The sequence below is a fragment of the Pseudarthrobacter sp. PvP090 genome (assembly GCF_040547365.1).
Lineage (GTDB): Bacteria > Actinomycetota > Actinomycetes > Actinomycetales > Micrococcaceae > Arthrobacter.
Map to the genome: position 1 here is coordinate 78,429 of NZ_JBEPPO010000002.1, position 12,478 is coordinate 90,906.

General features: G+C 64.2%; 10 protein-coding genes. 7 read left to right on the top strand and 3 right to left on the bottom strand.

Features of this window, described 5'->3' with window-relative positions:
• The first annotated feature begins 4 nt into the window (after window positions 1-4).
• From chcC1 to ABIC21_RS02350, 4 genes are all read left to right on the top strand, one after another.
• Window positions 5-1,687: a 4-oxocyclohexanecarboxylate 2-dehydrogenase gene (gene chcC1 / locus ABIC21_RS02335; RefSeq protein ID WP_354348817.1), complete on the top strand. Its 1,683-nt coding sequence runs from the start codon at window positions 5-7 to the stop codon at window positions 1,685-1,687.
• Window positions 1,684-2,013 (top strand): Dabb family protein, encoded by a 330-nt coding sequence (locus ABIC21_RS02340; RefSeq protein ID WP_354348818.1) that lies wholly within the window; start codon window positions 1,684-1,686, stop codon window positions 2,011-2,013. The genes chcC1 and ABIC21_RS02340 overlap by 4 nt, the downstream gene beginning before the upstream one ends.
• 9 nt (window positions 2,014-2,022) lie before the next feature.
• Entirely contained in the window at window positions 2,023-3,399 is a 1,377-nt protein-coding gene (locus ABIC21_RS02345; protein WP_354348819.1) for an MFS transporter, read from the top strand.
• A 406-nt stretch (window positions 3,400-3,805) separates the two neighbouring features.
• Window positions 3,806-4,084 (top strand): hypothetical protein, encoded by a 279-nt coding sequence (locus ABIC21_RS02350; protein ID WP_354348820.1) that lies wholly within the window; start codon window positions 3,806-3,808, stop codon window positions 4,082-4,084.
• 166 nt (window positions 4,085-4,250) lie between these two features.
• Here ABIC21_RS02350 and ABIC21_RS02355 read toward each other — a convergent pair whose 3' ends face one another.
• The 3 genes from ABIC21_RS02355 to ABIC21_RS02365 are packed head-to-tail and all read right to left on the bottom strand — an operon-like array spanning window position 4,251 to window position 8,809.
• Window positions 4,251-5,726 carry an aldehyde dehydrogenase family protein gene (locus ABIC21_RS02355; RefSeq protein ID WP_354348821.1) on the bottom strand — a complete coding sequence of 492 codons (1,476 nt, stop codon included), beginning with the start codon at window positions 5,724-5,726 and terminating at the stop codon, window positions 4,251-4,253.
• A gap of 43 nt (window positions 5,727-5,769) precedes the next feature.
• Complete coding sequence (locus tag ABIC21_RS02360; RefSeq protein WP_354348822.1) at window positions 5,770-7,224, bottom strand: carotenoid oxygenase family protein; 1,455 nt, start codon at window positions 7,222-7,224, stop codon at window positions 5,770-5,772.
• A gap of 25 nt (window positions 7,225-7,249) precedes the next feature.
• Window positions 7,250-8,809, bottom strand: a complete 1,560-nt coding sequence (locus tag ABIC21_RS02365; protein WP_354348823.1) for an FAD-binding oxidoreductase — start codon at window positions 8,807-8,809, stop codon at window positions 7,250-7,252.
• A 210-nt stretch (window positions 8,810-9,019) separates the two neighbouring features.
• On the opposite strand from ABIC21_RS02365, the gene ABIC21_RS02370 reads away from it, so the two are divergent.
• The 3 genes from ABIC21_RS02370 (at window position 9,020) to ABIC21_RS02380 (ending at window position 12,401) form a co-directional block, all read left to right on the top strand.
• Window positions 9,020-10,315, top strand: coding sequence for a PucR family transcriptional regulator (locus ABIC21_RS02370; protein ID WP_354348824.1), 1,296 nt, complete (start codon window positions 9,020-9,022; stop codon window positions 10,313-10,315).
• 624 nt (window positions 10,316-10,939) lie between these two features.
• Window positions 10,940-11,137, top strand: a complete 198-nt coding sequence (locus tag ABIC21_RS02375; protein WP_502935945.1) for a PfkB family carbohydrate kinase — start codon at window positions 10,940-10,942, stop codon at window positions 11,135-11,137.
• Between the two features lie 193 nt (window positions 11,138-11,330).
• The gene (locus ABIC21_RS02380; RefSeq protein WP_354348825.1) at window positions 11,331-12,401 is read left to right on the top strand and encodes a LacI family DNA-binding transcriptional regulator; all 1,071 of its coding nucleotides are present in this window, start codon (window positions 11,331-11,333) and stop codon (window positions 12,399-12,401) included.
• Window positions 12,402-12,478: the final 77 nt, after the last annotated feature.

Genomic DNA, 12,478 nt, shown 5'->3' on the forward strand with positions numbered 1-12,478 from the left:
CACCATGAAATTCGTCAACGGAACCGCATCGGACCGCTACGACGTCGTCGTCGTTGGCTCCGGCGCCGGTGCCCTCACTGCGGCGGCCACCGCAGCCCGAGCCGGCAAGTCCGTCGTTGTCCTGGAGAAGAGCGCCCTGCTGGGCGGGACCTCGGCCGTCTCCGGCGGCATGCTCTGGGTCGCCGACAACCACCACGCGCGTAAAGCCGGCATCACCGACTCGAAGGAAGCGGCCGCCGCGTACGTCCGGGCCGTGGCCCGCGGACGCGGACGCGAGGAGCTCCTGGACGCCGCCCTGGATTACGGGGACCAGATGCTCCGCTTCGTGGAAGCGGAATGTGGCGTGCGCTTCATCTTCCTGAACAACTTCCCCGACTACCGCCAGGACCTGCCCGGCGCCGTGGAGGGCGGCCGCACGGTCGAGCCCGAGCTGTTCAACTCCAAGGTGGAGCTCGGCGCCCTCACCGCGCACGTCCGCACCGACGGCCGCGCGCCGTTCACCATGCAGGAATACGAAAACTGGGGCGCCTTCACCAGATTCCCCTGGGACGACCTCAACCAGCGCCAGGCCGATGGGCTCGTCGCCAAGGGCCAGGCCCTCGTGTCCATGCTCCTGGCGAGCCTGGTCCGCGACGGCGCAGCCCTCGTCACCGGAGCCCGCGGGCACCGGCTGCGCACCGACGGCAGCCGGGTGACCGGCGTCGAACTCGAATCCGGCGAAGTCTTCCAGGCGAACGACGGCGTCGTGCTGGCCACCGGCGGCTTCGAATGGGACAAAGAACTGGCCGACTCAATGCTGGCGTCGCGGCTGTACACCATGTGCTCGCCGCCCTCGAACACCGGTGACGGGCTGCGGATGTCCCAGCGAATCGGGGGCCGGACCCGCGGCACCCGCGAAGCCTGGTGGGCCCCGATGTCCATCACCGGAGACATGCGCGACGGGCAGCCCGTGGGCACCCTCCTCCGCTTCGAGCGCCAAGGCCCGGGATCCCTCATGGTGAACCGGCACGGCCGTCGCTTCGCCAACGAATCCCAGAACTACAACGACCTCGCCCGCTCCCTGCACTCCTGGGACTCCGCCGGGAACCAGACCCTGAATACCCCGGCCCACGTGATTATCGACCACGCCTATCTGGAGCGCTACGGCATCCTGACTCACCGCGCCGGCCAGCCCACACCCGGCTATCTCATCGAGGCCGCGACCCTTGAAGAGCTCGCCCCGAAGATCAACGTTCCCGGGGAAAACCTCATCGCTTCGGTGTCCCGGTTCAACGAGTTCGCCGTCAGGGGTGCGGATCCGGACTTCGGTCGCGGCGAAAGCGCGTACGACAAGTACTGGGGCGACGACGAAAACCCGTACCCGAACCCATCCCTGGCGCCGTTGCTGGCCGGGCCGTTCTACGCCATGGAGGTGGTTAACGGCGCGTTCGGAACCAACGGCGGAATCGCCACCGACGGGCGCGCCCGCGTCCTGGACGTGGACAACGAGCCGATCGAGGGCCTATACGCCGCCGGCAACGTGACGGAAAACGCTTATGCCGCCGGGTACCCCGGCGCCGGAGCAACGCTTGGCCCGATCATGACCATGGGCTACCTCGCCGGGCGCACCATCGCCGGGCACGATCCAGCCTATGTGTCCGGAGCCGCTAATTGGCCGGCCGCCGAACTGGCCGGAGCCCGGTCATGATCCGCCACACTGTCCTGTTCAAGTTCAAACCCGATTTCCCGCCCGCCGACAAGCAGAGCTGGATCGACGGACTCGACAGAATGACCGGCAACATCCCCGGCATGCTCAACCTGACCCATGGCCCGGATGTGCTCAATACCGAGCGTTCCTTCGACTACGCCATCGTGGCGGACTTCGAAAACGTCGAGGACATCGCGGTGTACAACACGCACCCGCTGCACGAACCGCTCAAGGCATATTCATTCCCCAACAGCCAGCAGATCCTCTCGGTGGACTTCCACCTCCAGGCTCCCGCGCCGGCTTCCACTCAGACAACGACGTCTTAGGAGCTACACATGGACACTGCAACCGCCACGAGCGTGGCCCCGCGCAAGACCCCGGGGAAGGCCGCGCTGGCCTCCTTCCTGGGGAGCACGCTGGAATACTACGACTTCTTCATCTACGGGACCGCGGCCGCCCTGGTCTTCCCGCACCTGTTCTTCCCGTCCGACGACCCGGCCATCGGCCTCATCGCAGCCCTGGCCACCTTTGGCGTCGCCTATGTGGCGCGGCCGGTCGGCGGGCTGGTCATGGGCCACTTCGGCGACAAACTGGGCCGCAAGAAGATCCTCCTGCTCACCCTGGGCATCATGGGCCTGGCCTCACTCGGCATCGGGTGCCTCCCCACCTACGAGCAGGTTGGCATGTGGGCCCCGATCCTGCTGGTTGCCGGACGGCTAGCCCAGGGCTTCTCCGCCGGAGCCGAATCTGCCGGCGCCTCCACTCTCACCCTGGAGCATTCACCGGAGGGAAAACGGGGCTTCTTCACCAGCTTCGTGATGACCGGCTACGCCTCCGGCATGGTCCTGGCCACGCTTGTCTTCATTCCGGTCACCGCTATGCCCCAGGACGCCATGATGAGCTGGGGTTGGCGCATCCCATTCTGGCTCTCCATCGTGGTTCTCGCGATCGCCTACTGGGTCCGAACCCACCTGGACGAAACCCCGGTATTCGAGGAAGCCCAGGAGCACCAGAAGGTTGCCCCGATGCCTGCCAAGGAAGTCCTCAAATTCCAGGCACCGGATGTGCTGCGCGTGGTGGGCATGTCCATCATGTCCGTGATGCAGACCATCTTCACGGTCTTCGGCCTGGCCTACGCCACCTCCACGGCAGGCTTCGACCGGGCTTCCATCCTGACCGTCAATGCCGTCGCGATCGGCCTGTCCATGTTCGCCATGCCGCTCGCCGCGAAGCTGTCGGACCGGATCGGTCGGCGCCCGCTGCTGCTGACAGCCGCGATCGGCTGCTCCATCACGATCTACTTGTACTTCATGGCCCTGTCCTCGGGCAACATCGTCCTGGTCTTCCTGGCCGCATTCCTGAACATGACGGTGCTGTACTCCGGCTTCAACGGCATCTGGCCCTCGTTCTTCGCCGAGCAGTTCGCCGCTCCCGTGCGCTACACCGGCATGGCGATGGGCAATCAACTCGGTTTGGTCCTGGCCGGTTTCGCCCCGATGATAGCCGGCATGTTGCTGGCTCCGGGCGTAACTGGATGGCTCCCCGTGGCCGTATTTGGAACGGTCTGCATGCTCATCGCAGGAGCGTGTGTGTTCTATTCCCGAGAAACAGCGAAGACACCCATCCATGAACTGGGCGCCCCGTACCTCGCCGGAACGGCCCTACGCCGCGAACAGCACGCCGAGGAAAAGCTCGCAAGCCCGCTCCACTAGCCTGGATCGACCAGCGCAGCGATGCGACGACGTTCGCCATCACGACATTTCCGATGCTGGGTGGGCCGCAAGGGAACTGCACTTCCAAAAGCCAGACTCTCAATTCGAGTCCGACTTTGGGGGTGCAGTTCCCTTTGCATGGCATATCCTCTTGGGTTCCGGATTCCTCATGATGCCCACACATGTCCGACAGCAGACACGTACCGCCGTGCGTGCCCCCTTGAACTGCCGAAACAGCCAAACACGTGCCCGAGGTGGGACTCGAACTGCATTCCAGCCCCTGCAAACACTGGACTCCCCCGAAAACATACCGAATCCGGCCCAGTCCGGCACCAGTACGGCCCCATCCGGTGCCCTGGGTGTGCACACTGTGCACACCCCTTTTCCCACCTTTAGACCTCACTGCATGGGCAAGACGGCTGCGGTCGCGGATCGCTCCGAGTCGCTTCTTCAGGCGATCTACCAAGACCTCTGTGCCGTCGTCTATGACGTCTATGAGATTGCCGGTGGCCCTATCGTCAAACAGTTCGAAAACCAGGCGGAACTCCTGACTGATGATAATTTCGGACTCCCGAGTTCCTGCGGGATCCGTGACTATGATGAGAGGCTCCCATCCTTCGTCATTGCCGAACGGCAAGTAGGCCGTGGTTTCTGTCTCTCCGAAAGTGGTGTGTCTGCCGTGTAGCGCCCGCTTCATCGGGTGGGGGGCTAACCGGACGTTGTTGCGGTCGCTACATCAATGCACGTCAGAGCAGTTAACCCTTCGCGTCACTGACCGCTTTGGAGGCACGAAAGTGGCCTGCTCAGACGTGGTTGTCCGTGCAGGCCACTTTCGTATGTTCCCGCTTGATTTAGAGGCGGGTGACGCCGATTGTGTGGTCGGTGGTGAACTCCTCGATAGCCCAATCGCCGTTAAAGCGACCCAACCCGGAATTGCGTTGCCCGCCGAAGGCCACATGGGCTTCATCCTGGATTGTCATCTCGTTGATGAAGGTCATACCGGCCTTGACCTTGTGGGCGAACTGCAGGCCGCGGTCGAGGTTCTGGGTAAAGACCGCGCTGGAGAGGCCGTAGGCGTGATCGTTGGCGAGGTGAAGAGCGTGAGCCTCGTCCTCAGCTCTCAGGATGGCGACCATGGGACCGAAGATCTCCTCGCGGGCGATCTCCATGTCAGGGGTGACGTCGGCGAAGACGTGTGGGGGCACGACCCGACCGCTGATCTCACCTTCGACGACGGTGCGGGCGCCGGCCTCCTGGGCCCATGCGATTTTCTGCTTGAGTCCTGCAAGCTGTGAGTCATTGACGACAGGGCCTACCAGGGTGCCCTCGGCAGAGGGGTCGCCGTACGCCACGGACGCGGCAGCCTCGGCGAAACGGGTGACGAACTCCTCGTAGACCGGGGCTTCGACGATGATCCGGTTGACGGACATGCAGATCTGGCCCGAGTGCAGGAAGGCGCCCGGGACGGCGGCGGCTACGGCTGCTTCGAGATTGGCGTCGTCGAGTACAACCAGTGGGGCGTTGCCACCTAACTCCAGGGCCACTTTCTTCAGGTGCTGGCCGCTGGTGGCCACTGCGCCGACGTTCTGTCCGACCGGGGTGGAGCCGGTGAAGGAAATCAGTCCCGGCACAGGGTGGGCCACGAAGTCGTCACCGATCTCCGAGCCGGCACCGATGACAGTGGAGAGCACTCCTGCCGGCAGGCCTGCCTCCTCGAAGATCCGGGCCAGGATGAGGCCGCCGGTAACAGGGGTGTCGCTGGCCGGTTTGAGGACCACGGCGTTACCCAGGGCCAGCGCCGGGGCGACGGACCGCTGCGACAGATGCAGGGGGAAGTTCCACGGGCTGATCACGCCCACCACACCGATCGGCTTGCGGTAGACGCGCATCTCTCGGTTGGGGGTGTTGGAGTCGAAGATCCTGCCGTGGACCCGGGTGGGAAAGGAGGCCGACTCCTGGGTGATGCCGACGGCGAGGGAAACCTCGATGTTAGCCTTCAACAAGGTGGAACCGGACTCGCGGACCAGCCAGTCAACGATCTCTTCGCGGCGCTCCTCGAGGATCTGCGCTGCACGGCGCATCACCTCCTGGCGCTTGGCCGGGGGCAGGGCGGCCCACCCGGCCTGGGCGGCAGCCGCGGCACGATAGGCGTCATCGACGTCGGCGACGGATGCCTGACGGATGGTTGTCAGTACGCTGTCGTCGTAGGGATTGGTCACGGTGAGGGTCTTCGCTGACCGGCCCTCCCGCCACTTGCCGGCGATGTATTGCAAGGTGGTGGACTGCTCGGCGAATGTCGCTGGGGCTTCGGTGGTGGTGATGCTCATGAATGTCGCTCCTATCCGGGTATGCGGAGAAGTATGAAGGTGGTTAGTTGGCGTGTTCGCTGGCGAGGACCCGGAGGGAGTCTTCGATTTGCTCGCGGTCGGACCAGCTGCCGTGGAAGCCGAAGGGGACGCGGCCGGGCAGCTTCACCCGGGCCAGCGGGGTGCGGCCGAAGTCGGCAGTGTCGTAGATGCACAGCTCTGATAGCTCGGTCTGGCGGTTCCACCAGATGGAGAGCAGGTAGCCGTCGTCCTCATTCACGGCCCCGGCCCGTGGTACGAAGATCGGTTCTGAGGGATTGGTCAGATCATCCAGCCCCTCGATCACCGTAACCGTTTCCTTGGTGAGGTCCGTCTTGGCAAGGCCGTCGCTCATGGTGTCGGCGTCCCGGCCACGGGTGGTGGCGAAGTAGCCGAACTTGTGTTCCAGGCCGACCTTGTTCGGGTTGATGGCGGGGAATTCACCGGCGATGTGGCTGGTGGCCTGGTTTGAGACGTGTCCGGTGGCGGTGTTGACGGTCCAGCGCCACGGGATTGCGTTCATGAACCACTCATGGGAGTCCACGGGCCGGGTGACACGGTCCGCCGGGGTGCCGAAGCGTTCCTTGATGCGCGGGGCCTCGATGACGATTTCGTTGCCTCGCTCGTAGGCGTTGAAGAAGTGCGTCGGGAAGAACGTCTCGTCGACCCGGTAGGTCCGAACTTCGTGGGTCGTCCGGTGCATGGTAACGATCTCGACGCCGTTGTTCGTGGCTGCGGGGTCCCACACCAGGCCCGGCTTGCCCTGGCCGATATTAGGAGCCAGGAAAAGCCCCGGGGTAACGAAGAAGATCGCGTAGTTCTTGCTGACCGCGAAGTCGTGGAACATGGACGGGGCACTGGTGCTGAAAGCGAAGGTGTCGAGGACCTTCCCGTGACGGTCTGCCTCGTACCAGGTGACGTTGGTGCCCATGTAGGAGTAGAAGAGCATATTGCCGGTGTCCGGGTCGAGCTTGTAGTGGGCCGTGCAGGTGAACGGGACATCGCCGTTGAAGTCATATGTCCCGTACGTTTCCAGGGACTGCGGATTCATCTGGTGCGGCAGGCCGCCCTCGAAGAACACGAGCAGCCGGTCGGCGAGGACGCCTACGTTGGTGTTGGGCACGTTCTTCATGGGCGGGGCGCCGGCCGGCAGTGATGGGGCCGTGCCGCCGTTGACGAACCCGGAGTAGACCGCCTCTCCCGCCTCCATCTCGACTTTCAGCGCGTCGGTCATGACCCATTTGTTCCGGTAGGCGGCCTTTCCGTCGCGGAGGTACGTGGCGTAGACCATGCCGTCACCTTCGAACCAGTGGTAGCGGTCCGTGTTGCGCGGCTTGAACTTGGGGTTGGACCCGGTGCGGAACAGGGCTCCGTCCAGGTCATCGGGAATCTTGCCGATGACCTCGAGGTCGAAGGCTTCGGTCTCTTCGTGCCAGGGGGTGAAGGGTCCGTTGAGGAACTTGTTGTCTGTCTCCCACATGGTGGTGCCTTTCGGTATTGGAGTTCTAGGAGTTCTTGGTCGACGAGGGCCAGATGCCGTGGTTGCCCGGCGAGAGCGTTCCGGCGGGGTCCAGGGCGTCCTTGAGGGAGGTGTAGAGCCGGTTCAGGGCGTGGTCGTTGAAGTCGAAGTTCTCTGCCACGTGCTCGATCAACGAGGGGTGGGCGCGGTATTCGCTCCAGCCCCATTCGGCGGCCTTTGCACACATGAGTTCGACGGCGGCGTGTGCGGCTGCCGCTTCTGCGGGGTCGTTCACGTCGAAGAAGACCATGCAGGCGCCCACGAGGCTGCGGGTGTTGGCGATCCAGCCGAAGCCTGCCACCAGGCCGGCTTCTTCGAGGATGGTGCGGACCATGAGCTCGTGTTTGGCGGCTGATTCGCCGTCGAACGGGATCGCGGGTGAGAAGTCGATGTGGCCCACGTTTTCGCCGATGTGCTTCTTCATCATGTCCAGCAGGAACATGTTAGGGATGCCGGCCGGGACCAGGTCCAGGGGGTGCACTTCTTCCGGGCTGACGTCGCCGCGATAGGACCTTAGGTCCACGGTGACGCCGGGAAGGTGGGCGACGGCCTCGGTGACAATGCGGCTCCGTGCCTCCACGATGGCTTCGTGGCCGTAGAAGGCGATGCGGGCGTGCCAGCGTCCCGGTGGCAGCGTCGCGGACAGCCTCGCCGCCTTCGACATTCCGGCAGTGTCCTGCATCGGGTTGGCCCGACCGTCCTCAGGTTCCGGGGAACTGGTGATCAGCGGCAGGCCCTGGATGGTGCCGTCGAGCATGAGCGGGCGGAGCGCGTCGATGAGCGGGGCGATGTCCTCGTCGTTGTGGCAGATGATCGCCCCGGTGGTGAATACCTCGGGCTCGGGCATGAGCCAGACGCCCATCTTGGACACGATGCCGAAGTTGGACTGCATGAAAAGGCTGTCCAGGGAGGGGCCGAAGCCGCGTTTGTGGCGCTGCCACATGGCGCTGTTGCTGATGGCGCCGAGGCCGGTGCGGACCACGTCGCCGGAGGCGAGGACCACTTCCATGCCGCAGACGGCGCTGGCGTGGTCGCCGTTGACGGTGTAGCCGTAGCCGTGGTCCAGGGTGTTGCCGACGATGCTGCCCCAGCCGAGGTCCGGGACGGAGATCCAGAGCTTCAGCCCGCGGGCCTTGATCTCGTTGTAGAGGTCGAAGAAGCTCACGCCGGGCTCCAGCAGGGCGTAGCCGGCGGCCTCGTTGATTTCCAGGATCTTGTTCATGCGGCGCAGGCTCAGGATCACGGAGCCGTTGACCACCGGGGCCGAGCCGCCGTAGCCGTAGTTGCGTCCGGTGGAGGAGGTCCAGAGCTGGATCTGCAGTTCGTTGGCGATCCGGACCACGGCCTGGATTTCTTCCACGGTGGAGGGCTGGACCACGAAGGAGGGCTGGTAGTCCTTTGCGTCGTCGCCCTCGTAGGGGTCGCGGAAGTCCTTGACGTGGCTTTCATCCAGCAAGACGGCGTCGGCGCCCAGAACTTCGGTCATCCGCGCAATGGCCTCGGTCTGGACCGAAGATGAATTACTGATCTCAGTGGTTGTTGTCATGTGCTGTGTCACGCTCCGTTGCTTGACGGGTGTTCAGCTCCGAACACCGGTTGTTTCAAGTGTGGTGTGGCATACAGGGTTGGTTCTTGGTGCCGGACGGCAAGAAAAGTCGTTCCGTATGGCGCCCGGGAGCAAAGACCCCTGCGCGCATCCCTATACTTGGCTTCCGGTGGCCAAGACCAAAGGTGGTTTGTAACAGTGATGAACTGGATGGAGAGTCTCCACCCGACAGCGAACGGCGCGGTCGACGGTCCGGCGTCGGATCCGGAGATCATTGCCAGCGCCGAGGCGGAAATCGGGGGGCCGGCCACCGCATGGGCAGCCGAGGCTGCCGCAGAGATAGTCCGCCAGGTGGATGAGGACTTCAGCCTCGCCGGAACGCCCGGCATGATGACCGGCACCGAGCGGGAGGGCTGTGAAGCTAGCCTGCTAACTACACTGATCGGCCTGCACCGCGGCACCGCCGCAGCGGACATCGTCGCTCCACGCGGCGCCCAGGAGAATGTCCGGTTGTCCGTGCGGCAGGGCGTCCCGATCGGTTCCGTGCTGCGCACCGTCTGGGCCTGCCACACCCGGGTCCAGGATGCGCTCCTGGCCGTCATCGAGCGGGAAGTTCCTGCGGATCGCATGGTCGCTGAGGTGCGCGAGCTGAACGCAGCACTTTTTTCCTACGTGAACTCCTACGTCAGCGACCTCATGCGCGGTTACGAGGACGAACTCTCCCTCTGGCATGGCAGGCTTCCAGCCGAACGACTGAGGGTTCTCAAGGCAATCCTCGACGGTGAAGAGCCCAGTGCAGACGCCGAACGCATTCTGGGACTCAGGCTCGGCAGGTACCATCTGGTCGCCTTGGCCTGGCCCGCCAGCAGCGGGCACATCCCGGACCGTGAGGCGGCGCGACAGCGTTTCGGCGCGGACGCAGCGCAGGCGCTGGGTGCGGCTGGCGTCCTGGCCGTCGAGTACCAGGGCACGACGCTCTTCTGGTGGGCGTTCAATACCCGCCCGGATCCCTCGGTAACAGGTGCGCTGCGCGCGGTGCCGCGCGCCGACTGGATCCAGCTCGCCGCCGGAGGGCCTGGCTCGGGGCTGGCAGGCTTGCGTGAAAGCCACTTTGAGGCACAGCAGGCTGCCCGGGTGGCCCGGCTTTCGCCGCGGCGGAAGTTCTGGGATTACAACGATGCCGGCATGCTCGCGCTGCTCATTGCCGATCCGCAGGGGGCGGCCAGGTTCGTCCAGGTCCAGCTCGCCGGGCTGTTGGGCCCGGACCAGAAGCTGACCGATATCCGCGACACCCTGCGCCACTTCCTGCAGGCCGGCAGCAGCCGGATCGCCGCAGCCCAAGCCCTTCATTTGGCCACCAACACCGTGGCGTACCGGGTCAAACGGGCCGCCGAGCTCCTCGGTCGGCCCGTCAACGAAAACCCTGTGACCACGCTGGTGGCGCTGGAACTGGCGCACACGTTCCCCCACCTCATGCAGCCAGGAACCGAGTGGGCTGAGAGCTGATCCCGAAGTTCGATTAGCAGGACGTCGAAGGCTCCCGGCAGAGCGAGGAGCCGAACATCCAGGGCAGGACCGTCCATGCCCGTGGCGCCATCGCGCGAAAGTCAGCATCTGGTGGATGCCACGGTCCAAGCATGGCCCGTCCCGCAATATCTGACGTCGCAAAGATGTTGGCGGACTCCGCGTCGCCTAACGAGATAACCACCTGCAACCCGGCGTCGACCGGAAAGTCATGCCGCCCGAGATGCTCCCCGACATGAATGACAGCAACGTACCGTCGCCAAAGAAACGGAGGAGAGGAGGCAGCCGGCCACCCACAAGAAGGGCCCCCAATGGGGCCCGTGTGTGAACAGTTTGTGCACACTCAGAAGCCCACAGGCCCCTGAGCAGGGAAAACACGTGCCCGAGGTGGGACTCGAACTGCATTCCAGCCCTTACCAACACTGGCCTCCCGCCGAAACATACGGAATCCGGGCCAGTCCGGCAGCTGTACAGGCCAGTCCGTGACCCAAAGTGTGGACACTGTCCACACCCACAGTTCTCCCGCACCAGAGGCCTCCCCCAAACTGCCGCGCCCCGCATTGACAGGGCGCGGCGCTTCTTTGCCCAGAACAACTTGATCCTGCAGTGAAGACCTCTGTGGTTGACACCATTGGCGCTGGCGACTACTACATGTCGGCCCTGATCCTGGGACTGCTCACCCGCGGAACCGCCGGTCTGGCGCCTTCCGTCCTTGACCAGTTGGGATGCACGGCGGCCGCTGCGGCCGCGATCACCGTATGCCGGGCCGGCGCCCGGCCCCAACCGAAGACGAACTCCGCCTAAAGCTTCAGCATGAGCCCCACCTGCACCCGCAAATAGTGCCTCGCTGACGGCGATACCGTGACGGAAGGTGTGCCGTGGGCCATCCCAAAAGTAACCCTTGACACAGATCCAGTAACGCGCGTAACCTCTATCACATGCGTTAGTAACGCGCGTTACCTACTTGGCAGCATTACCGACCCCACCGGAGCATTCAATGGCGAAGATCACCACCCCGAACCATGCCGGGGCTGCGCGGCAGCGGGGTGTCACCATGAATGATGTCGCCAAGCACGCCGGCGTTTCCCGGACCGCGGTCTCGTTCGTGCTGAGCAACCGCGAAAATGCCAGCATCTCCGAGGAGACCCGCGCCCGGATCAACGAAGCTGTTCAGGTCTTGGGCTACCGCCCGAATGCCGGGGCACGTGCGCTGGCATCCCAGCGCAGTGATTGGTACGGGATTGTCACCGAGATCGTGACGGCACCGTTCGCCGTCGACATCATCAAAGGTGCACAGGACCAAGCCTGGCTTGACCGTCGGTTCCTGCTCATCGCGCCCTCCGATCAGGCCGATGCCGTAGGCCCCAACCAGGGCATGGAAGATGCCGCCATTGAAAAGCTGCTGGAACAACGCGTGGAAGGCCTTCTCTATGCAGCCACGTACCACCGGGGCGTTCACGTTCCCGAAAGCGCCTACGAGGTACCCACCGTCCTGATCAACTGCTTCGATGCAGACGGAAGGCTGCCCTCGATTGTCCCCGACGAGCGTGCGGGCGGCCGCGTCGCCGTCGAACGTTTGCTCCAAGCCGGCCACCGGCGGATCGGAGTGATCAACCTGGACCCGGATATTCCGGCAGCAGTCGGACGTTTGGCAGGTGCCCGCGAAGCACTTGCCGACGCTGGCCTCGAGCTGGACCCGGAGCTCGTGGTGGCCGGACATGCGACGGCTGACGGCGGGTACGAGGCGGCCTGTGAAATCCTGGACCGCTACACGGAAAAGGACAGGCCAACCGCGCTGTTCTGCCTCAATGACCGCATGGCGATGGGCGCTTACGACGCCATCAAGGAACGGGGCCTGACCATTCCCGGAGACATCGCCGTGATCGGCTTCGACAACCAGGAACTGATTGCGGCCTACCTTAGGCCCAAGCTGACCACGGTTGCGTTGCCGTTTGAAAAAATGGGCGCCCTGGGAGTCCAGACGCTCGCAGCTCTGACAGCAGGACAGCCGATAATTGCCGACCAGCAATTAGTCGGCTGTCCGCTGCTAGAACGCTCTTCGGTCTGACCGCGAAATCAATAGCGAAGAGCAACCCCTCCCCCACCCCTTCACCTTGCTGATGAAGATAGGAAAGAGATAACCAT